At 60.4% G+C, this 22,966-nt stretch carries 27 protein-coding genes and 1 pseudogene; 22 read left to right on the forward strand and 6 right to left on the reverse strand.

Translation table 11 applies throughout. The features are described 5' to 3' along the window. The first annotated feature begins 3 nt into the window (after positions 1 to 3). From cheB to visR, 7 genes are all read left to right on the forward strand, one after another. Positions 4 to 1,053 (forward strand): protein-glutamate O-methylesterase CheB, encoded by a 1,050-nt coding sequence (gene cheB / locus N7E02_RS18805; RefSeq protein ID WP_286579179.1) that lies wholly within the window; start codon positions 4 to 6, stop codon positions 1,051 to 1,053. Next, entirely contained in the window at positions 1,054 to 1,443 is a 390-nt protein-coding gene (locus tag N7E02_RS18810) for a response regulator (protein WP_092998331.1), read from the forward strand. Further along, the gene (cheD, locus tag N7E02_RS18815) at positions 1,440 to 2,000 is read left to right on the forward strand and encodes a chemoreceptor glutamine deamidase CheD (RefSeq protein ID WP_286579180.1); all 561 of its coding nucleotides are present in this window, start codon (positions 1,440 to 1,442) and stop codon (positions 1,998 to 2,000) included. The genes N7E02_RS18810 and cheD overlap by 4 nt, the downstream gene beginning before the upstream one ends. Positions 2,001 to 2,027: 27 nt before the next feature. Beyond that, positions 2,028 to 2,417, forward strand: coding sequence for a chemotaxis protein CheT (cheT, locus tag N7E02_RS18820; protein ID WP_286579181.1), 390 nt, complete (start codon positions 2,028 to 2,030; stop codon positions 2,415 to 2,417). Between the two features lie 134 nt (positions 2,418 to 2,551). Next, a complete protein-coding gene (gene fliF / locus N7E02_RS18825) occupies positions 2,552 to 4,231 on the forward strand; it encodes a flagellar basal-body MS-ring/collar protein FliF (protein ID WP_286579182.1) in 1,680 nt (559 codons plus the stop codon). A gap of 371 nt (positions 4,232 to 4,602) precedes the next feature. Beyond that, positions 4,603 to 5,340, forward strand: coding sequence for a transcriptional regulator VisN (gene visN, locus N7E02_RS18830; protein ID WP_286579183.1), 738 nt, complete (start codon positions 4,603 to 4,605; stop codon positions 5,338 to 5,340). An 11-nt stretch (positions 5,341 to 5,351) separates the two neighbouring features. Then, on the forward strand, positions 5,352 to 6,098 hold the full coding sequence (gene visR, locus N7E02_RS18835; protein WP_286579184.1) for a transcriptional regulator VisR: 747 nt from the start codon (positions 5,352 to 5,354) through the stop codon (positions 6,096 to 6,098). A 44-nt stretch (positions 6,099 to 6,142) separates the two neighbouring features. On the opposite strand, the gene N7E02_RS18840 is transcribed toward visR, so the two are convergent. From N7E02_RS18840 to motA, 6 genes are all read right to left on the reverse strand, one after another. Then, complete coding sequence (locus tag N7E02_RS18840) at positions 6,143 to 6,577, reverse strand: BspJ family T4SS effector nucleomodulin (RefSeq protein ID WP_286579185.1); 435 nt, start codon at positions 6,575 to 6,577, stop codon at positions 6,143 to 6,145. Between the two features lie 5 nt (positions 6,578 to 6,582). Next, entirely contained in the window at positions 6,583 to 7,611 is a 1,029-nt protein-coding gene (flhB, locus tag N7E02_RS18845) for a flagellar biosynthesis protein FlhB (protein ID WP_286579186.1), read from the reverse strand. Between the two features lie 222 nt (positions 7,612 to 7,833). Beyond that, complete coding sequence (gene fliG, locus N7E02_RS18850; protein ID WP_286579187.1) at positions 7,834 to 8,886, reverse strand: flagellar motor switch protein FliG; 1,053 nt, start codon at positions 8,884 to 8,886, stop codon at positions 7,834 to 7,836. 29 nt (positions 8,887 to 8,915) lie between these two features. Next, positions 8,916 to 9,506, reverse strand: a complete 591-nt coding sequence (gene fliN / locus N7E02_RS18855) for a flagellar motor switch protein FliN (protein WP_286579188.1) — start codon at positions 9,504 to 9,506, stop codon at positions 8,916 to 8,918. Between the two features lie 65 nt (positions 9,507 to 9,571). Further along, positions 9,572 to 10,525: a FliM/FliN family flagellar motor switch protein gene (locus tag N7E02_RS18860; RefSeq protein ID WP_374730733.1), complete on the reverse strand. Its 954-nt coding sequence runs from the start codon at positions 10,523 to 10,525 to the stop codon at positions 9,572 to 9,574. Continuing rightward, on the reverse strand, positions 10,522 to 11,391 hold the full coding sequence (gene motA / locus N7E02_RS18865) for a flagellar motor stator protein MotA (RefSeq protein WP_286579190.1): 870 nt from the start codon (positions 11,389 to 11,391) through the stop codon (positions 10,522 to 10,524). Before motA ends, N7E02_RS18860 begins: the two co-directional genes overlap by 4 nt. Positions 11,392 to 11,577: 186 nt before the next feature. Here motA and N7E02_RS18870 point away from each other — a divergent pair, with 186 nt between their 5' ends. From N7E02_RS18870 to N7E02_RS18940, 15 genes and pseudogenes are all read left to right on the forward strand, one after another. Beyond that, a complete protein-coding gene (locus N7E02_RS18870; RefSeq protein WP_286579191.1) occupies positions 11,578 to 12,354 on the forward strand; it encodes a DUF1217 domain-containing protein in 777 nt (258 codons plus the stop codon). A gap of 1 nt (position 12,355) precedes the next feature. Continuing rightward, positions 12,356 to 13,094, forward strand: a pseudogene (flgF, locus tag N7E02_RS18875) (flagellar basal-body rod protein FlgF). Further along, a complete protein-coding gene (gene fliI, locus N7E02_RS18880; protein WP_286579192.1) occupies positions 13,094 to 14,506 on the forward strand; it encodes a flagellar protein export ATPase FliI in 1,413 nt (470 codons plus the stop codon). The pseudogene flgF and the gene fliI overlap by 1 nt, the downstream one beginning before the upstream one ends. Positions 14,507 to 14,513: 7 nt before the next feature. Continuing rightward, positions 14,514 to 15,068, forward strand: a complete 555-nt coding sequence (locus N7E02_RS18885; protein WP_286579193.1) for a flagellar protein — start codon at positions 14,514 to 14,516, stop codon at positions 15,066 to 15,068. A 53-nt stretch (positions 15,069 to 15,121) separates the two neighbouring features. Beyond that, entirely contained in the window at positions 15,122 to 15,508 is a 387-nt protein-coding gene (gene flgB / locus N7E02_RS18890; protein WP_286579194.1) for a flagellar basal body rod protein FlgB, read from the forward strand. A 3-nt stretch (positions 15,509 to 15,511) separates the two neighbouring features. Further along, a complete protein-coding gene (gene flgC, locus N7E02_RS18895) occupies positions 15,512 to 15,931 on the forward strand; it encodes a flagellar basal body rod protein FlgC (protein WP_286579195.1) in 420 nt (139 codons plus the stop codon). Further along, positions 15,931 to 16,278 (forward strand): flagellar hook-basal body complex protein FliE, encoded by a 348-nt coding sequence (gene fliE, locus N7E02_RS18900; protein WP_286579196.1) that lies wholly within the window; start codon positions 15,931 to 15,933, stop codon positions 16,276 to 16,278. Before flgC ends, fliE begins: the two co-directional genes overlap by 1 nt. Positions 16,279 to 16,294: 16 nt before the next feature. Further along, positions 16,295 to 17,083, forward strand: a complete 789-nt coding sequence (gene flgG, locus N7E02_RS18905) for a flagellar basal-body rod protein FlgG (RefSeq protein WP_286579197.1) — start codon at positions 16,295 to 16,297, stop codon at positions 17,081 to 17,083. Positions 17,084 to 17,101: 18 nt separating this feature from the next. Continuing rightward, positions 17,102 to 17,584, forward strand: coding sequence for a flagellar basal body P-ring formation chaperone FlgA (flgA, locus tag N7E02_RS18910; RefSeq protein ID WP_286579198.1), 483 nt, complete (start codon positions 17,102 to 17,104; stop codon positions 17,582 to 17,584). Next, positions 17,581 to 18,699, forward strand: coding sequence for a flagellar basal body P-ring protein FlgI (locus N7E02_RS18915; protein WP_286579199.1), 1,119 nt, complete (start codon positions 17,581 to 17,583; stop codon positions 18,697 to 18,699). Before flgA ends, N7E02_RS18915 begins: the two co-directional genes overlap by 4 nt. Continuing rightward, positions 18,696 to 19,253, forward strand: a complete 558-nt coding sequence (locus N7E02_RS18920) for a MotE family protein (RefSeq protein ID WP_374730638.1) — start codon at positions 18,696 to 18,698, stop codon at positions 19,251 to 19,253. The genes N7E02_RS18915 and N7E02_RS18920 overlap by 4 nt, the downstream gene beginning before the upstream one ends. Beyond that, a complete protein-coding gene (gene flgH, locus N7E02_RS18925; protein ID WP_286579200.1) occupies positions 19,250 to 19,969 on the forward strand; it encodes a flagellar basal body L-ring protein FlgH in 720 nt (239 codons plus the stop codon). The genes N7E02_RS18920 and flgH overlap by 4 nt, the downstream gene beginning before the upstream one ends. A 24-nt stretch (positions 19,970 to 19,993) precedes the next feature. Further along, positions 19,994 to 20,500, forward strand: coding sequence for a flagellar basal body-associated FliL family protein (locus N7E02_RS18930; RefSeq protein WP_286579201.1), 507 nt, complete (start codon positions 19,994 to 19,996; stop codon positions 20,498 to 20,500). 160 nt (positions 20,501 to 20,660) lie between these two features. Then, positions 20,661 to 21,398 (forward strand): flagellar type III secretion system pore protein FliP, encoded by a 738-nt coding sequence (gene fliP, locus N7E02_RS18935; protein ID WP_286579202.1) that lies wholly within the window; start codon positions 20,661 to 20,663, stop codon positions 21,396 to 21,398. Between the two features lie 348 nt (positions 21,399 to 21,746). After that, the gene (locus tag N7E02_RS18940) at positions 21,747 to 22,955 is read left to right on the forward strand and encodes a flagellin N-terminal helical domain-containing protein (RefSeq protein ID WP_286579203.1); all 1,209 of its coding nucleotides are present in this window, start codon (positions 21,747 to 21,749) and stop codon (positions 22,953 to 22,955) included. Positions 22,956 to 22,966: the final 11 nt, after the last annotated feature.

Raw genomic sequence — 22,966 nt, forward strand, 5'->3', positions numbered from 1 at the left:
GCCATGAGCGCGCCAGCACGGGTTCTCGTCGTCGACGATTCACCGACAATGCGCGGCCTGATCACCGCCGTCCTGAATTCCGACCCGGACGTCAGCGTCATCGGCCAGGCTGGTGATGCGATGGAAGCGCGTGCGGCGATCAAGCAGCTTAATCCCGATGTCGTGACGCTCGACATCGAAATGCCCGACATGAACGGGCTGGAATTCCTCGACAAGATCATGCGCCTGCGGCCGATGCCGGTCATCATGGTCTCCACCATGACCCACCACGGCGCTAACGCGACGCTCGCGGCACTCGAGATCGGTGCCTTCGACTGCGTTGGCAAGCCGGTGCCCGGCGATGCCCGCCCGTTCATGGATCTGGCGGAAAAGGTCAAGGCCGCAGCCCGCTCCGGCCGCAAATGGTTACCGTCTGCCGCTCCTGCGGCCGTGACGCCGGCAATGACGGCCAAGGATTATCGTGTCGGACGCAAGGTCGTGGCGATAGGCTCGTCGACCGGAGGCGTCGAGGCGCTGATCGCAGTGTTGCAAAAATTCCCGCAGAACTGCCCGCCGACGGTAATCACTCAACATATGCCGTCCACGTTTACCAAAAGTTTTGCTGAACGGCTTAATCGTATCTGCGCTCCTGTGGTGCAGGAGGCGACGGATGGCGCGCGTCTGGAGATCGGCAAGGTCTATCTCGCGCCCGGCGGCGACCGGCACCTGCAGATAGCAAACCCGTCAGCACCATGCTGCCGGCTGATTGAGAAGGATCCAGTCAACGGCCATCGGCCATCTGTGGATGTCCTCTTCGATTCAGTCGCGGAATTGGCCGGCCGCAATGCGGTTGGCGTCATTCTGACCGGCATGGGGCGCGACGGAGCATCCGGACTGCTGAAGATGCGCAATGCTGGCGCACGCACAATCGGACAGAATGAAAAGACCTGTGTGGTCTATGGCATGCCGAGGGTCGCCCATGAATTGGGTGCCGTCGAGCACCAACTGCCATTGGGCTCCATTGGAGAAGAAGTTTTGAAATTAACTGCCGCCCGAAAAGAAGGTACCGAATAAATGTCTCTCGCTGAAAAAATCAAAGTTCTGATCGTCGACGATCAGGTCACCAGCCGCCTGCTGCTCAGCGATGCCCTGACACAGCTCGGCTTCAAGCAGATCACTGCTGCCGGCGACGGTGTGCAGGGCATGAAGATCATGTCCGAGCAGCCGCATCACCTGGTCATCTCCGACTTCAACATGCCCAACATGGATGGCATCGGTTTCCTGCAGGCCGTTCGCGCCAACCCGAACACCAAGAAGGCTGCCTTCATCATCCTGACGGCCCAGGGCGACCGAGCCCTGGTTCAGAAGGCTGCTTCGCTCGGCGCCAACAACGTGCTCGCCAAGCCGTTCACCATCGAGAAGATGAAAGCCGCCATCGAAGCGGTATTCGGAGCCCTCAAATGATAGAAGCCGCTGCTGCCAAGCGCGTCCATATTATTCAAGGAGAGTACAAAGTCGTCGACGACCCGGATGTCGTCCTGTCGACGATCCTTGGGTCGTGCGTGGCTGCGTGTCTTCGCGATCCTGTCGCCGGTGTCGGCGGCATGAACCACTTTCTGCTTCCTGGCTCGGGCGGGGCCATGGGCTCTGGAGGGGACGCCACCCGTTACGGCGTCCACCTCATGGAGCTTCTCATCAACGGCCTTCTGAAGAAGGGCGCGCGTCGTGACCGACTGGAGGCGAAGATCTTCGGTGGGGCAAAGACGATCGCGAGCTTCTCCAACGTGGGCGAGCAGAACGCTGCCTTCGCCATGGAGTTCCTGCGTGATGAAGGCATCCAGGTCGTAGGCTCCTCCACGGGCGGCGATCACGGCAGAAAGCTTGAATACTGGCCGGTAAGCGGCCGTGCCAGGCAGTACCCGCTGACGGGAGCCGAAACCCAGAGGACGGTCGCACTGGAACAGCGTCCGGTTCGCACACCGCCAAAGCCGGCCGTCGACAACTCCATCGAATTCTTCTGATTTTCATCATACGTACCAGGGACTGCCATGACCGACATAATCGCGCCGCCAATCGCAGCCCCCGAAGAAGCCTTACCCGACGTGCTGATGCGTCTGGTCTCCGAACTGCATGACGTCGCCTATCTGATCGAGCGCATCGAGCCCGAAATCCTCGAAGTGGGAGGGGCGGAGCTCTTGAAATCCCCCGACACTATCAAGATCCTCCAGGGTATCGATCTTGCCGTCCAGAAGACCCGGGGGCTTGCGGAATTCATCGATACGATCACAGGCACCATACCGGAAAACTGGAAGGTGGACGTCTCCACCGCGCTCAGCCTGGTGAAGCTTGCCGACATGCAGCGCGCCCTTTCTAGCGGTGTGCGTCATGGCCATTCCCAGCCGCTCAGCAAGGCCGCCGGCGACTTCGACTTCTTCTGATCCATCTCTTCCGGTCTGAACAAAGGCCGGGCTCTGTCTCCATACCGCATTGCCGAAACGTTCGCACAAGCTTCGCCTCTTAGGGTGCGCTTGGGCGAAAGCTCTATAACCGTGTTCGGCGATGTGGAAACAGAATGAATCTGTTAGCTCAATTTCAGAATGTATTTAAGAACTTGGCGGCCTTAGGCCAGACCAAGTTGATTGCGCTTGCGGCCGCCGGCCTGGTGTCGGTCGCTTTGGTCCTTGCTGCTGCCATTTACGTCAATAAGCCTGCTTACGAGACTTTGTATGTCGGCCTCGAGACGACTGACCTCAACCAGATCAGTATCGCGCTCGCCGAAGCGAACATGCCGTTTGAGGTGGGCGCTGACGGTGCCAGTATTCAGGTCCCTGTAGGATCTACAGGCCGCGCACGTGTGCTGCTTGCCGAGCGCAATCTGCCCAACAGCGCCAATGCTGGTTATGAACTCTTCGACAATGTCGGCTCTCTCGGCCTGACCTCCTTCATGCAGGAAGTCACCCGCGTTCGCGCGCTCGAGGGCGAGATCGGTCGCACCATCCAGCAGATCAGCGGCGTTTCCGCCGCCCGCGTCCACATCGTCATGCCCGACGTCGGCAATTTCCGCCGCGGCGAGCAGAAGCCTACCGCTTCGGTGATGATCCGCGCCAGCTCGACTGCCGGCCGCAAGGCTGCCGCATCCATTCGCCACATGGTCGCCTCTGCCGTTCCGGGTCTCGACGTCGAAGACGTCACCATTCTCGATTCCACGGGGCAGCTTCTCGCGTCCGGCGACGAGGGCGGCAACAGCCAGCTCACCCGCTCGCTCGGCATGGTCCAGACGGTGCAGCAGGAGATCGAAACCAATATCGACAAGGCGCTCGCTCCCTTCCTGGGCATGGACAATTTCCGCTCCAGCGTCACCGCCGCTCTCAACACCGATAGCCAGCAGATCCAGGAAACGGTCTACGATCCGAACTCGCGCGTCGAACGCTCGGTCCGCACGACCCGGGAAGAATCCCAGTCTCAGCAGTCTCAGAACGACAATGCTGCAACTGTCGAGCAGAACGTTCCCCAGGCCGCGCCTGAAGCGGGTGGGGCAGCTGGACCGCAGTCGTCCGACCAGGCCAACAAGCGCGAAGAACAGACCAACTACGAGATCAACCAGCGTACTGTCGCGACGACGCGCAACAGCTACCAGATCGAGAAGGTCTCCGTGGCGGTTGTCGTCAACAAGGGGCGTATCGCACAGATGGTCGGCGAACCGGCCGACCAGGCCAAGATCGACGCCTATCTTGCCGAAATGCAGAAGATCGTCAGTTCGGCTGCAGGCCTGAGCGAGACACGCGGCGACGTCGTGACACTCACGGCCATGGACTTCCTCGAAACACAGCTTCTCGACGAGGCCGCAGCAGGCCCGGGCATGATGGAGACGCTGAACCGCAATATCGGCGGCATCATCAACTCGCTTGCCTTCGTCCTGGTCGCCTTCCTGGTGGTTTGGCTCGGTCTCCGCCCGCTCATCCGCACCGTCGGTGGCATGACCGCAGCAACCGAGGCCTCCAGCGAGGTTGCCGGACTGGAACTGCCCGACTTCTCACCGGCCGGCGGCCCGGCGCTCATGGACGGCTTCGGTTCGGATTTCGGCTCGGACTTCGGCTTCGACAGCTCCGGCGACTTCGGGGATGCGGACGACGGCGGGTTCAACCGCCGCGTCAAGGAAGGCCCGGAGAAGCGTCTTGCCCGCATGGTCGAGATCTCCGAGGAGCGGGCCGCGAAAATCCTTCGCAAATGGGCTGTCGACAAGGCCGCCTGATAGTCGCTCACAAAAATATGATCATCAAAGGGCCGACACAATTCGGCCCTTTTTTGTTCAATTTCCGTGACATAATGGCATGAAAGGCTGTTGGGCGAGCGCTCTTCGGCCTTGCTGCTTTGGGGAAAGACGGGCGCCTAGCATGGTAATTCGGCCTGTCTCACCTACAATCACCCATGATTCGTGCCGTTGCCTATCTGCGCCAAGGAAATCCAGGGTGTCTGAAGCAAGGCTAAAATATGGCTTTTTGGGTGGTGGGATGATGAGCATTCCATCAAGCCGAGGAAGTTTTGGCGGAACCTTGAAGGTCGCGCGCATTTGACGCTGCAGATGAAGCAAGCAGATCAGACTGCGCAGGGAGCGTAAAACGAATGGAGCTGCCAAATCAGGGCGTGACGGCGGGGACGGGTTTGAACGCTGATGCCGCGTCGACCAAGATCTTGTCCAGAGAGCAACTGGTCAGGCGTCTGAGCATTGCCTCTGCGTCGAATAACGTCCAGGCCGTCATGAAGCTTTTGGCGGATTATGTTGGCGCGTCTCATTTTCTGCTCGCCCGTTACGACCTTGTCCAGGAGCAGGGCCTCGACTTCATCGTCACGTCGGACTGGCCCTTCGATCTGGTGAGAAGGCTCGGCTCCGAACTCGCGAGCGGTTATGCGCGCTCGACGGAGTTGGAGAAGTGCCTTTCCTTGCTGACGCCGAGCTTTTTGCTCCTGCCGGACGAGGCAATACCGCCGGACGAAATCAGCCGGCAATATTGCTCGCTGATGTTCTGCGTCGGCCGCATCCGCTTTTCTCTGATGCTGCTTTTCCCCGAAGGGATCATCCTGTCGCAGGAGAGGCTGAAGGAAGTTGGCCTGTTCGCCGCCTATGGCGCGAGCTTCGTGGAGGCCCATGACGCCCGCTCCGAGCGTGATTTCGAACTGACGGAGCGCGAGCTGGAGTGCCTGTTCTGGATCGCGGAGGGCAAGACCAGCGACGAGATCGCCGTCATCCTCGGCATATCACGCAATACCATCAACAACTACATCACCAGCGTCATGCGCAAGACGGCGACGAAGACGCGATCCGAAGCCATCGCTTATGCGGTGCGCAACAACCTGGTGTAGGAAGGCTGATCATGGCGTATTCGCGCAGCGGCATGGGAGAGGGAACCGGAAACATTCAATATCTGCGGCTGCAGCGGGCTGCCAGCAGGTCCGACATCTTTCCCAAGCTGGTGGCGATGCAGAAGACGCTGCGGGCGCGCAATTTTGTCGTGCTGCGTGTCACAGGCGCGGGCATGCCGAACAAGCGCAAACTGATCTGCGAACTTGAAAACTGGGGCACGGCCGGCACAGGCCTTCACGACCTTCTCGTCGATGCCTATGGCGAGGTTCTCCTCGATCATATGGAGATGTCGCTTCTTCCGCTGATCTGGACGGGAACGGAAAGCACGAGCTTTGCCGAGGCCGGCGATCTCGCCACGCTCGTCCGGCGATTGGAGCCGCGAGTTCTACCCTTTTCCGGAATTGCGTTCCCCGTACGCCTCGGGGCGCTCGGGAATGGCTATGTCCTGTTTCTCGCCTCGTCGATCGATCTCAGCAGCGACCTCATTATCGACCAGCATGTGCGCAGTTGCCAGATCATGATGGATCTATTGGCGCTGGAGGAGCGCCGCAGCGTACCGGCGGAGACATTGAGCGAGCGGGAGGTTGCCTGCCTGCAGCTTGCCGGGGACGGCCGCATCAGTGAAGAAATCGCCGAGAAGCTCGGCCTCTCGGTGCACACCGTGAACGCCTATCTCGGCTCTGCGACGATCAAGCTCGACTCGGTCAATCGCATCCAGGCGATCGCCAAGGCGATCCGCCTTGGCTATATCCATTGATCTCAAGGTAGTGGTTGGCGCCGCCTTACGCATGCGCCGGACGCTCAATGCGTCGAGACTTCGCCCGTCACGAATTTTGATTCGCGCAGGCTCTGTTCCAGGAACGCGGTATTCTCGTCCGGGCTGTCCGACGGATTTTGAAATGCGATATGGTCGATCTCGAGTCCGGCCTGCGTGTCGGCCAGCCGTAGACGCGCGTAGACGGACACGCCGCGCGGCTTGATTTCAAGATCGAGCGTAACTGCAGGCACGCCGCCCCAGTCGAGCGAATAATCTCCGCCGGCGCCGAAACTGACCGTTCCCGGGTGAAAATATAGCTCTGCGGCGGACGACACGAGGTCCGAAAGACTACTGTAACACTCAAACCGCAGGAGCGAGATGAGGTCCGCTGCGTCCAGCAGCCTGAGCTCCGAAGCAACCGGGCTGATGGCGGTAGCAACGATCTGTTCGCGGTCGATAGAGTAGGTGCATTTCTTCATGACGCTCAGCGTGTCCGTTTTCTGGGCGACCGGGACGCGTAAACCCGGTGCACGAGTTCTGCCACAGCCTTGTAGAAGACTGCTGGGATCACACTATCTACCGAGACTTGCGCAAACATGGAGCGTGCAAGCGGCGGATCCTCGAAAACAGGAATATTGTTCTGTTCCGCCATCTCGCGGATCCTGAGCGCGATTAGGTCCTGCCCCTTGGCCACGACGATCGGCGCGTCGTTCTCTTCACGCACGTAACGCAAAGCCACGGCATAGTGAGTCGGGTTGGCAATGACCAGCGTCGCACGCGGAACGTTGTTGATCATACGGCGGCGCGCGCGATCGCGGGCAACGGCCCTTTGGCGCTGCTTGACGATCGGGTCGCCCTGGGACTGTTTGTACTCGTCCTTGATTTCCTGCTTGGTCATGCGCAGCTGGCTGTACCAGTGGTGCCGGGTCCACAGCACGTCGACGACGGCAAGCAGGCCGGCGCAAAGCATCAGCACCACGGCCATTTTCCGGACGATGCCGTCGAGCTTGACCAGAATGATCTGCGGATCGGAGAACATCGCATTCAGCGACGCGAAGAATTCTCCGCGCAGCACGAAATACATGATGACCGAGACAACGAGGATCTTGAATATCGACTTGCCGAATTCGACGAGGCCAGGTCCGCTATAAATCCGCTTGAAGCCCTTGATCGGCGACACTCGCTCCATCTGCGGCCGAATGCGTTCGAGCACGAAGGACGGCATGTTCTGGGAAATCGATGCGCCAAGGCCGAAGATCATGAAAAGCAGGAGCGGCGGAACGAGAAAGGCGGCCATCGCCCAGCCAAGATGGGAGCCGAGCGAAACGACATCGGGCGTGTTTTCCAGCCGCCACTGGTCGGGCTGCTCGAACAGATCCCGCAGCGTCTCACCGATGCGCGCGAAGCCGGATGGCAGGAAGAAGACGAGGAAGACGTAGAAGGCCAGTGTCGAGGCAAATAGCGGCAGCTCGCGGGAAAAGGGAACGTTACCCTTCTCCGCGGCATCCGACATTTTTTTCGCTGTCGGCTCTTCTGTTTTGCTGTCTTTATCTTCGTCCGACAAGGCACCATCCTTCGAGCGAGATCGGTCACTCAGGTTGCCCAAGATTATCTGAAGGCGCGATAGGCGCAGATCGAGTCAACATAAAGACTGGGGATGACGGGGGTGCCGCCCGAAAAACGAAAGCGGAGCAGACGAGCTGCTCCGCTTCCTTCCTCGTGCATAAACTTTCTATCAGGCCGCTTCCGGGCTCTTTTCCGCTTCGTCCTTCGGCTCTTCCTTCAGAAGGATCTGGCCGCCATTGGCAAGCCGGATCGCTTCCTGGGCAACCGCGCGGCGGGCCATGGCCACTTCGCGCGGATTGAGCGTTGCGCCCTGAACCTGAAGGTCCGCCTCGATCATGCGGCGCGCACGCGGGCTGATCGACGACAGGACACATTCCTTGATCTCGGCGCTGGCGCCGCGCAGCGCCATCGTCAGGATATCGCCGGCGACGTCGTTGAGCAGCATGACGCGGCTGCGTTGCGGCATGAACATGAGGTCTTCGAAGAGGAAGATCTTCGGACGAACCTTGGTCGCAGCTTCCTTGCTGATCGTCTCGAGCGAGTCGAGCAGGGTATCGACCTGCTTCTTCTCGAGTTCGTTCATTAGTTCGGCAACCTTCGCGGTACCCGTCGAGTTGCGTTCCGCCTCGATGGCGTCGATCAGTTCGACGACGCGGTTCTCGATGATCTGTGCAGCCTTGGGGCTGACCGACTTCATGTTGACGGTTCTGTTCATGATGTCGGGGCGACGGCTTTCGGAAAGCTGCATCAGCACCTTGGCGCCGAACGACGACGGCATCATGGAAAGGATATAGGCGATCGTCTGCGGATGCTCGCGCGACAGGAACTTGCTGACGAAGACCGGGTCGGCATCCTGCAGGCGGTCCCAGATCGATGCTTCATAGGCCTGGAACGCGGTGCGGCGTCCGAGCAGCCCGTCGACTTCTTCCGGCGTCAGGCCGGCCTCGAGGATGCCCTCGATGGCGGCCGCGTTGTCCATCAGGCCGGTGCCTTCGGTGAACAGGTCTTCGAATTCATTGACGAGTTGCAGGAGCTCATCCGGCGGAATAGCCCGAAGCGTCTGCGCCGACGCGATGATCGTCTGCAGCTCGCTCTGGGTGAAATACTTCAAGAGCTTGCCGGCCACGTCCTTGCCCATGGCAAGCAACACGGCCGCAGCTCTTTCCGCCTGGGATAACGGTTGCGTCGACAGCGCGCTCCCGAAATCGTCAAAGTCCATCATGGTCTTGCCTCTCTGTCCCTACATCGGGATCAGGTTCGTTTGGCGCTTAAGACTTCCGTCAGTTTAACGCCGAAGCGGGTATCGTCATTCTCCAATACGGTGATCTCGCCCTTGCCGATCCGGCGGCCGTTCACCATGATCTCGACCGGCTCTCCGATCCTCTTGTCGAGCGCGATGGTTGCGCCCTCCTCGAGGCTCATCAGGCCGGAGACCTGCATGCGGCTCGATCCGAGCACGATCTCGACGTCGATCGGGATATCCATGATCAGGTCGAGATTGGCGGTGAGCGCACTGCCCGGTTCCTTGAATTCGCCGCCACCGGCAAAGTCGGAACCGCCGAAGTCATCGGTGGCGCCGAAGTCGCTCGAACCACCGAAATCGCTGGACGCGCCGAAATCGCCGCCGCCGAATGCCGCAGCACCTTCGCCAGGCATCCCGAAGTCGCCACCGCCGAAGTCAGCGCCGGCCGGTGCCGCAAACTCGGCGCCGAAATCCGTCTCGGTGGTGGCATCCGCCTTGAGGACGCCGCGCAGATCGTCGATCGCCTGATCCAGATCAGCATTATCGCCAAGCGGCATCAGAGAATCGTCGTCAGTGAGTGGTGTCTTTTTCGTAGCCATGGAACCATTATTCCCGTTGAAACTTGCGTCAGCCTGCCTTTTGCGAAAATTCGAGGACCTAAGAACTAGCCTATCAGATGTCTTAGAATCTCGTCGTCGGTGCTGATGTTATCCTTTACGCGAACTGTATAGCGCTCGCCGGAGCGCCCGAATTCGCACGAATACATGTCCTTGCCGTTGGCACTGACCTGAACCTGCACATCGCCCTTGTCCTGAAAGGCGATCACGTCGCCGGCCGCAAGCCGCGAAATTGTGCCGAGCGTCAGGCTCTGGAGACGAATGCGGGCTTCGAGCGTCACCTGGCTGCGACGCACCTGCTCGTTCATGCGGTCGGCCCATTCCTGCTTGCTCTTCGGCAGCTGGCCCTTGGGCTTGGGCACGACGACCTGCGTCTTCAGGAAGGCGCGCTGCGGCACGACCAGGGCGAATTCCGACTTCACCGAACCGAGCTCGATGCCGAGCCTGATCGTCACGCCGAATTCAGGCGCGATCGCTTCGTCCGGCTTTGCCCGATCCTCTGCATTGTGCGGGCGCTCGAGCAGCGTCTCGAAGCCGCCGGCGGCGTTGACGCCCGAGCGAAGCACGTTGCCGATCCGCTCGAATACCATGGTCGCGAGATCGAGCTCGATATCCGAGAGCGGCCGTTCGATCGGCTGGTGAATGCTGGCCGGCTCGGCGCCGAGCATCATCTCCATCAGCGCGATGACGAAGCTGTTGCCGCAGGCGAGCACGAAATTCGGCGACCAGTTGCGCAGCGAACCGTCGGCAAGCGCGAACGTGTCACCAAGGCCTGCGACGAGATCGGTCATCAGGCCCGAGCTGCAGCCGACATAGGAGACAGTGATGTTGATGCCGGTCTCGCTGTTGAAGACATCCGGCAGGAATTCGGCGTAGAGCGTGCCGAAATCCGCGCTGATCCTCTCGATCGTCGCCCGATCGCCCAGTCCGCCGGTCAGCTTTGCAAGAAGCGCGTGATCCATGGCAGGTCTCTCCGTCGCGGCATCATTGGTCATGGTCAGGCAGCCTTCTCACCGCCGGGGTTCATCATTTCCTGCTCGACGGAATCGATCGACGGACGTTCCTTGTTGGTGATCGTCTTTCGGCCGTATTCGAGCGCCACCTGCGGCACGGAACCGTTCATGTAGGCGAGCAGCGTCTGCTTGACGATGACGTAGAGGCGGTGCTGCTTGGTGCGGACGATCTTGATCTGCGAGGTGAGCGGGTTGCAGAGCGAGTAGGACAGGAAGATGCCGAGCATGGTGCCGACGAGTGCCGCGCCGATGAGGCCACCCAGTACTTCCGGGCTTTCGTTGATCTTGCCCATGGCCTTGATGACGCCGAGAACCGCCGCGACGATACCGATGGCCGGGAAGGAGTCGCCCATCGCGGTGATCGCGTGATAGGGCTTCATCTTGTCGGCGAACATCGTGTCGAGTTCCTCGTCCATAAGGGCCTCGATCTCGTGGCTGCGGGCGTTGCCGATGATGATCAGGCGCACGTAGTCGCAGATGAATGCGGTCAGTTCCTTGTTCTTCAGAACGCTGGGCGCCGCCTGGAAAATCGTCGATTCTTCCGGATTGTCGATATGGGCTTCGATCTCGTTACGCGACTTGGTTCTGAGGTCGCGCATCAGCGAGTAAAGGCAGCCGAGAACGTCGAGATAGTGACGTTCCTTCGGCACCGCGTTCTTGAACGCTTCGCCGAGAGCCTTGCCGCTATCCTTCACGACCTTCATCGGATTAGCCATGATGAAGCCGCCGAGGCCGGCACCACCGATGATCAGGAGCTCGTAGGGCTGAAACAGGACGTCGACGTGACCGCCCATGGCCATGAAGCCGCCTAGAATACAGCCGACGGTGATAACAAATCCGATAACAATATTCATCGCGTACCTGCGCTCGATCTTTTCGTTCGGTCTTGGGGATACGGCGCTTGGCTTGCGTGAGGCTGGCCCGAAACGCCGGTTTTCCGAACAGCTTCGCGCAAGTCTTCGCCAATAGTTTCCGGGCACCGGAGCGGATGGACCGTTTCGCGCATCGCCCGTTCGGGCGCGGACCAGGATTGACCAGCCGTGATCACCACCTACACCAGCTATACGATGATCAGTCGCGACCTGAACAAGTCGCTGGCGCGCGTCGCCGAGCAGCCGGATGTGGCGCGCGAAACCGAATATTACCTCTCCAAGATCGGTGACATAAAGTCGGTCGACGACTTCATGGCCGATAGCCGTATCTATGATTATGCGCTGAAGGCACACGGCCTCGAAGACATGGCCTATGCGAAGGCTTTCATCCGCAAGGTCCTGACCGAGGGCGTCGACAGCAAGGACGCCTTCGCCAACCAGCTGTCCGACAGCCGCTATTCCTCGCTGGTCAAGTCGCTCAACTTCTCCGCTTATGGTGGGGCGGCAACGGCATTCGATGCCGCGCAGAAGGGTGTCGTCGACAAGTTCCAGCGCCAGACGCTGGAAGAAGATGCCGGTTCTGAGAACATGGGCGTCCGCCTTGCCCTCTACTTCGAGCGCATGGCGCCGACGGTGAAGTCGGGCATGGAAATCCTGGCCGACGACGCGCTGTCGCAGGTCGTGCGCACGGCCTTCCAGATGCCGGACGAAATCATGGCCGCCGATATCGATCGCCAGGCCGAATTCATCGAGGATGTCCTCGACGTCGATGATCTTCAGGATCCCGCGAAGGTCGGCAAGTTCCTGGAACGCTTCACGGCGATGTGGGAGCTCGAAAACCCCACCGATACCTATGACCCGGTCAGCCTTTTCACGCCCTCGACGAGCGGCATTTCGACCGATCTCCTGATCTCAATCAACAATCTTAAACTCGGAGGCAAATGATATGCAGTCCGGACTTTATGTCGGCATTTCGTCCCAGATCGCGCTTGAGCGACGCCTGAATACCATCGCCGACAATATGGCCAACATGAACACCGTTGGCTTTCGGGCTACCGAGGTTAAGTTCGACGAGGTCTTGAGCAAGACCAGCAACGATATCAATGCCAAGATTGCCTTCGTCAGCCAGGGCAACGACTATCTCGCAACGCGCAGCGGCGAACTGCAGCAGACCGGCAACCCGCTCGACTTCGCGGTCAAGGGCGATGCCTGGTTCGCCATCGATACGCCTGCCGGCCAGGTCCTCACCCGCGACGGACGCTTCACGCTCGACGCGAACGGAATGCTGCGCTCCTCGCGCGGCTTCAGCGTTCTCGATGCAGGTGGCGCACCGATCCAGCTCAATCGCGAAGGTGGTCCGCCAAGCGTCAGTGCCGATGGCACTATCCGCCAGAACGATGTGATCGTCGGCCAGCTCGGTCTCTACACGGCCGACATCTCCCAGGGCTACAATCGGTACGACAATGAAGGCGTGATCCCGGTCGCCAACGCCGAACCGGTCGTCGACGCATTCAACACATCCGTCGTCCAGGGCTATGTCGAACAGTCGAACGTCAACGGCATCCGCGAAATGACCCAGCTGATCCAGGTCAACCGGGCATTCGAGGGCATGTCGTCGCTGATGCGCGACAGCAGAATCGGCAATGGATGATGCGATCCGGGTACTCGGCGGCTCCAATAGTTGATGATGGAAACGCCGTTGTCAGAACCCGCCGTCACCCAGGCTCTGGCGGGCGGCAAGCTCGTTCAGCTTGCCAGCCTTGCCGCTCGCTATACCGATCCGTCCGTATCGATCGCCCATGGCGGCAACGTGCGCACCATTGCCGCCGGCCACTATACGGTCGCCGGCCTCTCCAAGCACGTGCGCCTCGGTGAGTTCGTCGGGCACCGCACGGCCAAGGGCCTGCATCTGGGTGAAGTGACCCGGGTAGAGCCCGATCTCGTCTATGTCTGCCCGATCGAGCCGGGCGATCCGATCGGCATCGGTGATACCGTCATCCGCCAGGGCGCATTCCGCGTTGCCCCGGATGACAGCTGGTGCGGTCGCACGATCAGCTCACTCTGCGAGCCGATCGACGGCAAGGGCGCGCTCATTCACGGCATCGACGCCCGCTCGATCAATACGACCGCGCCGCCATCGATGAGCCGCAGCCGCGTCGAGACCGGTTTCCGCACCGGCGTGCGCGCCGTCGACATCTTCTCGCCGCTCTGCCTCGGCCAGCGTCTCGGCGTCTTCGCCGGTTCGGGCGTCGGCAAGTCGACGCTGCTCTCCATGCTGGCGCGCGCTGACGCCTTCGACAAGGTCGTCATCTCGCTGGTTGGCGAACGTGGCCGCGAAGTGCGTGAGTTCATCGAGGATACGCTCGGCGACAACATGAAAAAGTCGATCGTCGTCGTTGCCACCAGCGATGAAAGCCCGATGCTGCGCAAGATGGCGCCGCTGGTCGGCGTGACGATTGCCGAGCACTTCCGCAACAAGGGCGAGAACGTCCTGTTCATCATCGACAGCGTGACCCGCTTCGCCCATGCCATCCGCGAGGTGGCCGTGGCGTCCGGTGAGCCGCCGATCGCCCGCGGTTATCCCGCTTCCGTCTTCACCGAATTGCCGCGGCTTCTTGAACGCGCTGGCCCCGGCATGGAAGGCGAGGGGACGATCACCGCGATCATCTCGATCCTTGTCGATGGCGACAACCACAACGACCCGATCGCCGACAGCACCCGCGGCATTCTCGACGGGCACCTCGTGCTCGATCGTTCGCTGGCCGAGGAAGGTCGCTATCCGCCGATCAACCCGCTGGCGTCGATTTCCCGTCTCGCCCGCAAGGCCTGGACGGACGACCAGGAAAAGCTGGTCTCGCGCCTGAAGTCGCTGATCCACAAATACGAAGAGACCCGCGACCTGCGTCTGATCGGTGGCTATCGCGCCGGCAGCGATCCGGATCTCGACATGGCGATCAAGCAGGTGCCGGTCATTTACGAAGTTTTGAAGCAGACGCCCGGCGACAAGCCCGCGGCCGATGCCTACGCGGATCTCGCGAACTCTCTGCGCGCGGCGGCAGGCCAGCCCGCAGCACAGTCTGCCATAGCAAGAAGGTGACACGGCCATGAGCATTTCACGGCAAGGAAAAGCGACGGCGCGACGTCAGGAGCCTTCGCGCTTTGGCGACAAACTCCTGGTGGGAGCGGGGATCATGCTCGCCGCAGCATCGGCCTTCTTTCCCTGGTACGTCTTCCTCAACGAAGACAAGTTCGGACTGCGCATCGATCCCTTCGAGAACACGCGCGATCTGCCGCCTTCGCCACCGCGCGAGGTCTTCAGCGTTTCGCCGCTTGCGATGATCGACCGGACCAAGGATCAGTCGCTTCCGATCGATCCTCTCGACCAGCTGACGACGGCGACCGTCTCTTCGCTGGGACGCGAGGAGCCCGGTGTGGCGCTCGAACAGCAACCGATGCCTGGCACAGGCAAGTTTCGACTTCTGCATGTGGCCAACGGCCGGGCACTGATAGAGGACGGCTCGGGCATGTACATGGTCAGGATAGGCTCCATCCTGCCGGACAACAGCAAGGTCGCCACTTTGGAGCAACGCGACGGCCATTGGGTGATCATCACGTCTAGCGGAGAGATCTATCAGGACCAGGCATCGGCAAACCCGTAAGTCCGACGCAAGCTTACTAACATAGGTTCCTCTCAGATGATGGAGTAAAGCCTATGCAACCGATTCAGCTGTTCAATCTTGCGTCCCGTCAGGCCGAATGGCTGTCGGTTCGGCAGGAAGTCGTTGCCGGCAATATCGCCAATTCCACGACCCCGAATTTCAAGTCCAAGGACGTGACGCCATTCGAGGCGGTTCTCGACAGAACCCATGTCCCGATGGCGCGCACCAACCCGGCTCATTTCGCTTCCAACGACTTGAGCGAAGACATCGACCTCAAGGATTCCGAGCTCAACAACGAAATCGGCATCCAGGAGTCGGGAAATACCGTGTCCCTGTCTCAGGAACTGAGCAAGACCGGTGAAATCAAACGCCAGTACGAGCTCAGCACGGGACTGGTGAAGTCGTTCCACAGCATGATGTTGTTGACCGTTAAGAGGTAAAGCATGGATCCGCTTTCAGCTGCTTCCAAGATAGCAGGCTCGGGCCTCGAGGCGCAGGCGACACGCCTCCGTATCGTTTCCGAAAATATCGCCAACGCTCGCTCCACCGGCGACACGCCGGGTGCCGATCCCTATCGGCGCAAGCTGATCACCTTCGGCGAGGAACTCGACAAGGCCTCCGGCGTCGATCTCGTCGGCGTCAAGAAGATCGGCGTCGATCAGGGCAAGTTCGTCGAGGAATACGATCCCGATCATCCGGCGGCCGACGAACGCGGCATGGTCAAGATGCCGAACGTCAACATGCTGATCGAAATGGCCGACATGCGCGAAGCCAATCGCTCCTATGACGCCAACCTGCAGACGATCAAGCAGACCCGCGAACTCGTCGCAGCCACCATCGATCTCCTGAAGAGTAGCGGCTAATGATTGACAAGATCCAGAACGTAAGCTCGCTGTCCTTCACCAAGGGCCTCGAGGGTCTCTCCTCGACCGGTTCGACCATGGAAACACAGGCGCTCGGCAGCACTGCGCTGACGCCCGGTCAGAACACCGGCATGAACTTTGCCGAAGTGCTCGGCAATATGGCAAGCGGCGCGGTCGACAGCATCAAGGGTGCTGAAACCATGTCGTTCAAGGCCATCCAGGGCAAGGCGAACACCCGTGAAGTCGTAGACGCGGTTCTTGAGGCGCAGCAGTCGCTGCAGACCGCATTGGCGGTCCGCGACAAGATCGTCAGTGCCTATCTCGATATTACGAAGATGCAGATTTAGATTTGAGGACGAAGACATGAGAGCGCTTGCCGTCGCTGCGACGGGCATGGATGCCCAGCAGACCAATCTGGAAGTCATCGCCAATAACATCGCAAACATCAACACGACGGGCTACAAGCGCGCGCGTGCTGAATTCACTGACCTTCTCTATCAGAGCGAACGCGCCCAGGGCGTGCCGAACCGCGCCAACCAGGCGATCGTTCCAGAAGGTGCCAATATCGGTCTCGGCGTCCAGACGTCTGCCGTCCGCAACATCCACACCCAGGGCGAACTGACCCAGACGGAAAACCCGCTCGACGTGGCGCTTGTCGGTCGTGGCTGGTTCCAGATCGCGGCTCCGGACGGTACGACGCTCTACAGCCGCGCCGGCGCCTTCAACCAGAACGCCGATGGCCAGCTGGTGACGATCGACGGCTATGCCGTCATTCCGAACATCGTCATTCCGGCCGATGCCAGCGAAACCCAGATCAGCCGCACCGGTCAGGTCATGGTGCGCATCGGCAACGAGACCGAGTTTCAGGAAGTCGGCCAGTTGCAGATCGCCAATTTCGTCAACGAGGCCGGCCTCCAGCCGCTCGGCGACAACCTCTTCGGCCAGACGCTGGCTTCGGGAGAAGCTATCGTCGCAGTGCCGGAAGATCCGGGCTTCGGCTATCTGAAGCAGGGGTACCTGGAAACCTCGAACGTCGACTCGGTCAAGGAGATCACCAATCTGATCTCGGCCCAGCGCGCCTACGAGATGAATTCCAAGGTCATCACCACTGCAGATGAAATGGCATCGATCGTCAGCAAGAACCTGAAGTAAAAAACAGGAGAGGCAGACATGAAGTTTCGCCGGAAAAACGCATTGCATGCCGCGGCGGCCGCGTGGTCGCTCGCCTTCGGTCTTTCGTTCTCGGTCTCGCCGGTTTCGGCAGAGATGGGAACGGCGGTCGTTCCGTTGCAGATCATCTATCCCGGCGAAGTGATTTCGGCCGGCAGGGTGGAGGAGGTCGATGTGACCAATCCCAACCTGTCGGGCGGTTATGCGCAGAAGGTGTCCGAGGTTACCGGCATGGTCAGCAAGCGCACGCTTCTGCCCGGCCGCACGATCACGCTCGCCGGTTTGCGCGAACCCTATCTGGTGACCCGCGGAACGCCGATCCGGCTGACCTTCACCATGGGGGCAATGACCATTTCGGCTGGCGGAACGCCGCTTGAGGACGCAGCAGTCGGAGACGTCATCCGCGTCCGCAACACCGATTCCGGTATGATCTTGAACGGAACCGTGATGGCTGATGGAACGATACAGGTGATGGCGAAATGAAGCTTTCCGTTCTTCTTGCAGCCCTGGCTCTCGTCGTCTCGACGGTTGTAGCCGGAGTTGCTGCAGCTGCAGACGTCGCTCGCATCAAGGATATCGCCTCGCTCCAGTCGGGACGAGACAACCAGTTGATCGGTTACGGTCTCGTCGTAGGCCTGCAGGGTACCGGCGACAGCCTGCGCTCCTCGCCCTTTACCGACCAGTCGATGCGCGCCATGCTGCAGAATCTCGGCATCTCGACGCAGGGCAGTCAGTCGAATGCCAAGAACGTTGCGGCGGTCATGGTCACGGCTAACCTGCCGCCATTCGCAAGCCCCGGCAGCCGCATGGACGTGAACGTCTCGTCCATGGGTGACGCTACGTCGCTGCGCGGTGGCACGCTCGTCATGACCTCGCTCACTGGCGCGGACGGACAGATCTATGCCGTGGCGCAGGGCTCTCTGATCGTTTCGGGCTTTACCGCCCAGGGGCAGGCTGCAACCTTGACCGAAGGCGTTACCACCGCCGGCCGCGTGCCGAATGGCGCCATCATCGAGCGTGAGTTGCCGTCGAAATTCAGGGACGGCGTCAATCTCGTGCTGCAGCTTCGCAACCCGGATTTCTCAACAGCGGTGCGGATTGCCGATACGGTCAATGCCCATGCCAGCCGTCGCTACGGCGGCCCTATTGCCGACGCGCGTGACAGCCAGGAAGTAGTGATCCAGAAGCCGAAGTCGGCTGACCTGACGCGCCTGATGGCGGAGATCGAGAATCTCGCGGTCGAAACCGATACGCCGGCCAAGGTCGTCGTCAACGAACGCACCGGCACGATCGTCATCGGCGCCGACGTCAAGGTGTCGCGCGTCGCGGTCAGCTACGGCACGCTTACCGTTCAGGTCTCCGAAACGCCCCAGGTCATTCAGCCGGAACCCTTCTCGCGCGGCGAGACGGCCGTCCAGCCGATGACCGACATCATGGCGATGAAGGACGGCGGCCAGGTCGCGATCCTCAACGGTCCGGACCTGCGTACCCTCGTGGCCGGTCTCAACAGCATCGGCGTCAAGCCGGACGGCATCATCGCGATCCTGCAGGGCATCAAGTCCGCCGGCGCCCTTCAAGCGGAGCTCGTGCTGCAATGAATGACGCATTCTTCACCATCAGCATTTCCCGCAAGCTGGCTAAGCGCCTGCTGGTCGTCGGCGGTCTCGTAATGCTCGTGCCCCAGGTCAGCGCCCAGCAGCCGGCAGCCGTTTCCGAACTCTCGACCCAGGACGAGATCCAGAAGTTCTGCACGAATATCGCCGACGCCGCGCGAGATCAGCGCTACCTGATGCAGAAGCAGGAACTGGAAACGCTCCAGGCCGATATCGATGGCCGGATGAAAACGCTCGAGGATCGTACGGCCGAGTACCAGGACTGGCTGAAGCGCCGCAACGACTTCCTGCAGCGCGCCCAGGCGGGCCTCGTCGACATTTTCAAGACCATGAAGCCAGATGCCGCCGCACCTCAGCTTGAGGAAATGCGCATGGAAATCGCTGCCGCGATCATCATGCAGCTCCCGGCGCGTCAGTCGGCTCTCTTCCTCAGTGAAATGGATCCCCAGAAGGCGGGAGCGATCTCGACGATCATCTCCAGCGCGTCCGATCCGAATACCTCCAAGACTTCTACTCAATCTGCGAAAGCACCATCATGACGAAACGCGCTCCTGCCCTTTTGGCTGTTCTTTTCCTGGCGGGCTGCCAAAGCCAGACGCTCAAGGAAATCGGCAATGCGCCCGCCATGAGCCCGATCGGCAGCGGTCTGCAATATGCCCAGGCACCGCAAATGTCGTCTTATCCCAAGCAGCCGCGCCAGATGGCGAGCGGCTATTCATTGTGGAGCGACAACCAGGGCGCGCTGTTCAAGGACGCTCGTGCGCTCAACGTCGGTGATATCCTGACGGTCGACATCAAGATCAACGACAAGGCGAATTTCGACAACGAAACCGAGCGTAGCCGCACGAATACGACCAGCCTGAAATGGGGTGCCGGCATCCAGAACTTTCTGGGCTTCAGCACGGATGCGGGCACGTCGGGTGATCTCGGCACGGATTCGAACTCGGAATCGGAAGGCAAGGGCAAGACCAAACGGTCGGAAACCCTCACTTTGCTCGTCGCCGCTGTCGTCACCGGTATCCTCGAGAACGGCAACCTCCTGATCAGCGGTTCGCAGGAAGTCCGCGTGAATCACGAGATCCGTATCCTCAACGTCGCCGGTATCGTGCGTCCGAAGGATGTCGATTCCGAGAATATGGTCTCCTACGACAAGATCGCCGAAGCGCGTATTTCCTATGGCGGCCGTGGCCGTCTGATGGAAATGCAGCAGCCTCCGGTCGGCCAGCAGGTCGTCGATCTGTTCTCGCCGTTCTAAGCGCTTAAGGGAAGGGTAGGGCATATGGCGGAAGAAGCTCAGGGCGAAGCGGGCGCGAAGAAATCCTCGCCGGTGCTGCTCATCGCGGGCGTGGCCGTCCTGACGCTTGTCGGCGCCAGCGGCGGCTGGTTCCTCGGCGGCATGATCGCACCGAAGACGCCCGAGCCTCCGGCCGCAGAACAGGCGGCAGCCGCGGGCGGACATGGCGGCGGTGGTGAGGAAGGCCTCCCGCATATCGCAACCGAAGCCAATGGCGTCGTGCTGCTCGAGCCGATTACCACCAATCTTGCCTATCCATCCGATAACTGGGTGAGGCTAGAGGTGGCGCTGGCGTTCAACGGCGCGCCCGAGTTGCAGGTTGCCGAGAACGTCCACCAGGACATCATGGCCTATCTGCGCACCGTCTCGTTGCAGCAGATCGAGGGACCGCGCGGATTTCAGTATCTGCGTGACGACATTCAGGAACGCGCCGCACTCCGCTCCCAGGGCAAGGTCGCCCGTGTCATGTTTCGCACCTTCGTCATCGAATGACGGCCGCCTCCGCCCGATGTCGCGCCACGGCGACCGGGCTGCGCGCCGGGCTATCTCACCAACGTTCTTGTTCATGACTGCCCCTGCCGGCCGATCGGGAGTTGACGCCCGGACGGCATGAGCGCTTATCGAATGCGACCTTGGTAACTGTCGTGGCCCAATGATTCGATTGCTCTCCGTATTCTTCGCCCTGCTGGTCATTCCCGGCGCGGCTCTTGCCCAGCAATCGCCGGCGGATCTTTTGAACCTGCCGGTCGATGGCTCCGCGGCAGCCTGGATCATCCGTACCTTCGGCCTGTTGACGGTTCTCTCGGTCGCACCGGGCATCCTCATCATGGTAACGAGCTTCCCGCGCTTCGTGATCGCCTTCTCGATCCTGCGCTCGGGCATGGGCCTTGCGTCGGCACCCTCCAACATGATCCTCATCTCCATGGCGCTGTTCATGACCTTCTACGTCATGTCGCCCACCTTCGATCGGGCCTGGAACGAGGGCGTGCAGCCGCTGCTGCAGAACCAGGTGACTGAGGCGGAAGCGGTGCAGCGGATTGCCGAACCCTTCCGCGTCTTCATGTCCGCCAATACCCGAGACAAGGATCTTGCGCTGTTCGTGGATATCGCCCGCGAGCGAGGCCAGGCTGTCGGCACGGCTGAGGCAATCGATTATCGCGTGCTCATCCCGGCCTTCATGCTGTCGGAAATCCGGCGTGGCTTCGAGATCGGCTTTCTGATCATCCTGCCCTTCCTGGTCATCGACATGATCGTTGCCGCCATCACCATGGCGATGGGCATGATGATGCTGCCGCCGACATCGATCTCGCTGCCGTTCAAGATTCTTTTCTTCGTCCTGATCGACGGCTGGAACCTGCTTGTCGGCAGCCTGATCCGCTCCTTCGGCTGATCCGACCCTCCGTCTTAACCAAACTTTACCCGTAAAACGCTGGCCGACGCCCGCAAGCGTTCATGCGCGGCTGTGCCATTGCGCGACAGCGTTAACCATCCCCCTAACCGACTGTTCATCATGCCTGCTTACGAACTCGTAACCATATGAAAATCCTCGGTTTTCTCGCAATTCCATATAAAGGACTTGGCAAGGTTTGGCTGCGAGTTTCAGTCTCACACGACAGGTCTGGTTGCTAAAAGATGCGGCACCGAATGGCATGAGGCCGAACTGTCGTGACCGGTAGGTCATTCCGGCCGACCCGGTATGTCCCCCACTCAGTATCTCGTTTCAAAGGGACAAACGATTATGGCGAGCATTCTCACCAACACCAACGCAATGGCCGCTCTGTCGACGCTGCGTTCCATCTCCTCCGACATGGCCACGACGCAGGACCGCATTTCGTCCGGCCTCAAGGTCGGCTCTGCTTCCGACAACGCCGCTTACTGGTCGATCGCGACCACCATGAAGTCGGACAACGAAGCCCTCGGCGCCGTACAGGACGCGATGGGTCTCGGCGCTGCCAAGATCGACACCGCTTATGCCGGTATGGAATCGGCTATCGACGTCGTCAAGGAAATCAAGAACAAGCTGGTAACGGCTCAGGAATCTTCCGCTGACAAGGCGAAGATACAGGAAGAAATCACCCAGCTCCAGGATCAGCTGAAGTCGATCACGGACGCTTCCTCCTTCTCCGGTGAAAACTGGCTGAAGGGCCAGGTCGGTACTGCTGCCGCTGACCCGGAAGGCGAAAACAATCTTGCCAGCCCTGCTGACATCATCAAGCAGGTCGTCGGCTCCTTCACCCGTGACGGCTCCGGCAACGTCAAGGTTCAGACTGTTGAGATCGAACTGAACGGCAGCAATGTTCTGTTCGACACCAGCGGCAACCAGATGGGCCTCCTCGACAGCCGAGCACTCCAGAGCAACGTCGGTAAGCTGGGCGATCAGTACTTTACGGCTGTGAACGAACTCGCTGAGGGTGCGGTCGAAGGCGAAAACAACGTTTGGTCGGTCGGCACCGGAGAGGATGAAACTTTCTTTAAGCAGGTTGCTGAAGACAAGTGGGTCCAGGTAACCGACGCAGCTGGCACCAATGCTCATGCAGACGCCGGTGAGGCAATCACTTCGCAGGACGCGATCTTTGCAGATGGCACGTCCATCTCTGATTTCGACATCAGCGACATGGGCGCCCTGAAGACGGCGCTCAACATGGGTGACGAGGCGACCGACAACGACACTCTCAGCCAGCTTCTCTCGCATGTCGACGCCCAGCTCGAAGGCATGACCAGCGCAGCTGCTGCCCTCGGCGCCGTTTCCTCGCGTATCGAGATGCAGACCGAGTTCGTCTCCAAGCTGTCCGACTCGATCGACTCGGGCGTTGGCCGTCTCGTCGACGCCGACATGAACGAAGAGTCCACCAAGCTGAAGGCTCTGCAGACGCAGCAGCAGCTCGCCATCCAGGCTCTGTCGATCGCCAACAGCGACTCGCAGAACATCCTGTCGCTCTTCCGCTAAGAGCGAGGCGA

Source organism: Terrirhizobium terrae, assembly GCF_030323265.1.
Lineage (GTDB): Bacteria > Pseudomonadota > Alphaproteobacteria > Rhizobiales > Rhizobiaceae > Neorhizobium.

Bases quoted from the DNA above. Each gene is read 5' to 3' on its own strand.
- flgC (WP_286579195.1), top strand. From the start codon at position 15,512: ATGGATCCGCTTTCAGCTGCTTCCAAGATAGCAGGCTCGGGCCTCGAG.
- fliP (WP_286579202.1), top strand. From the start codon at position 20,661: ATGATTCGATTGCTCTCCGTATTCTTCGCCCTGCTGGTCATTCCCGGC.
- flgG (WP_286579197.1), top strand. From the start codon at position 16,295: ATGAGAGCGCTTGCCGTCGCTGCGACGGGCATGGATGCCCAGCAGACC.
- N7E02_RS18920 (WP_374730638.1), top strand. From the start codon at position 18,696: ATGAATGACGCATTCTTCACCATCAGCATTTCCCGCAAGCTGGCTAAG.
- N7E02_RS18840 (WP_286579185.1), bottom strand. From the start codon at position 6,577: ATGAAGAAATGCACCTACTCTATCGACCGCGAACAGATCGTTGCTACC.
- N7E02_RS18930 (WP_286579201.1), top strand. From the start codon at position 19,994: ATGGCGGAAGAAGCTCAGGGCGAAGCGGGCGCGAAGAAATCCTCGCCG.
- flgH (WP_286579200.1), top strand. From the start codon at position 19,250: ATGACGAAACGCGCTCCTGCCCTTTTGGCTGTTCTTTTCCTGGCGGGC.
- N7E02_RS18885 (WP_286579193.1), top strand. From the start codon at position 14,514: ATGAGCATTTCACGGCAAGGAAAAGCGACGGCGCGACGTCAGGAGCCT.
- motA (WP_286579190.1), bottom strand. From the start codon at position 11,391: ATGAATATTGTTATCGGATTTGTTATCACCGTCGGCTGTATTCTAGGC.
- cheT (WP_286579181.1), top strand. From the start codon at position 2,028: ATGACCGACATAATCGCGCCGCCAATCGCAGCCCCCGAAGAAGCCTTA.
- flgB (WP_286579194.1), top strand. From the start codon at position 15,122: ATGCAACCGATTCAGCTGTTCAATCTTGCGTCCCGTCAGGCCGAATGG.
- cheD (WP_286579180.1), top strand. From the start codon at position 1,440: ATGATAGAAGCCGCTGCTGCCAAGCGCGTCCATATTATTCAAGGAGAG.
- fliI (WP_286579192.1), top strand. From the start codon at position 13,094: ATGATGGAAACGCCGTTGTCAGAACCCGCCGTCACCCAGGCTCTGGCG.
- N7E02_RS18810 (WP_092998331.1), top strand. From the start codon at position 1,054: ATGTCTCTCGCTGAAAAAATCAAAGTTCTGATCGTCGACGATCAGGTC.
- visR (WP_286579184.1), top strand. From the start codon at position 5,352: ATGGCGTATTCGCGCAGCGGCATGGGAGAGGGAACCGGAAACATTCAA.
- fliG (WP_286579187.1), bottom strand. From the start codon at position 8,886: ATGATGGACTTTGACGATTTCGGGAGCGCGCTGTCGACGCAACCGTTA.
- cheB (WP_286579179.1), top strand. From the start codon at position 4: ATGAGCGCGCCAGCACGGGTTCTCGTCGTCGACGATTCACCGACAATG.
- fliN (WP_286579188.1), bottom strand. From the start codon at position 9,506: ATGGCTACGAAAAAGACACCACTCACTGACGACGATTCTCTGATGCCG.
- N7E02_RS18915 (WP_286579199.1), top strand. From the start codon at position 17,581: ATGAAGCTTTCCGTTCTTCTTGCAGCCCTGGCTCTCGTCGTCTCGACG.
- fliF (WP_286579182.1), top strand. From the start codon at position 2,552: ATGAATCTGTTAGCTCAATTTCAGAATGTATTTAAGAACTTGGCGGCC.
- N7E02_RS18940 (WP_286579203.1), top strand. From the start codon at position 21,747: ATGGCGAGCATTCTCACCAACACCAACGCAATGGCCGCTCTGTCGACG.
- visN (WP_286579183.1), top strand. From the start codon at position 4,603: ATGGAGCTGCCAAATCAGGGCGTGACGGCGGGGACGGGTTTGAACGCT.
- fliE (WP_286579196.1), top strand. From the start codon at position 15,931: ATGATTGACAAGATCCAGAACGTAAGCTCGCTGTCCTTCACCAAGGGC.
- flhB (WP_286579186.1), bottom strand. From the start codon at position 7,611: ATGTCGGATGCCGCGGAGAAGGGTAACGTTCCCTTTTCCCGCGAGCTG.
- flgA (WP_286579198.1), top strand. From the start codon at position 17,102: ATGAAGTTTCGCCGGAAAAACGCATTGCATGCCGCGGCGGCCGCGTGG.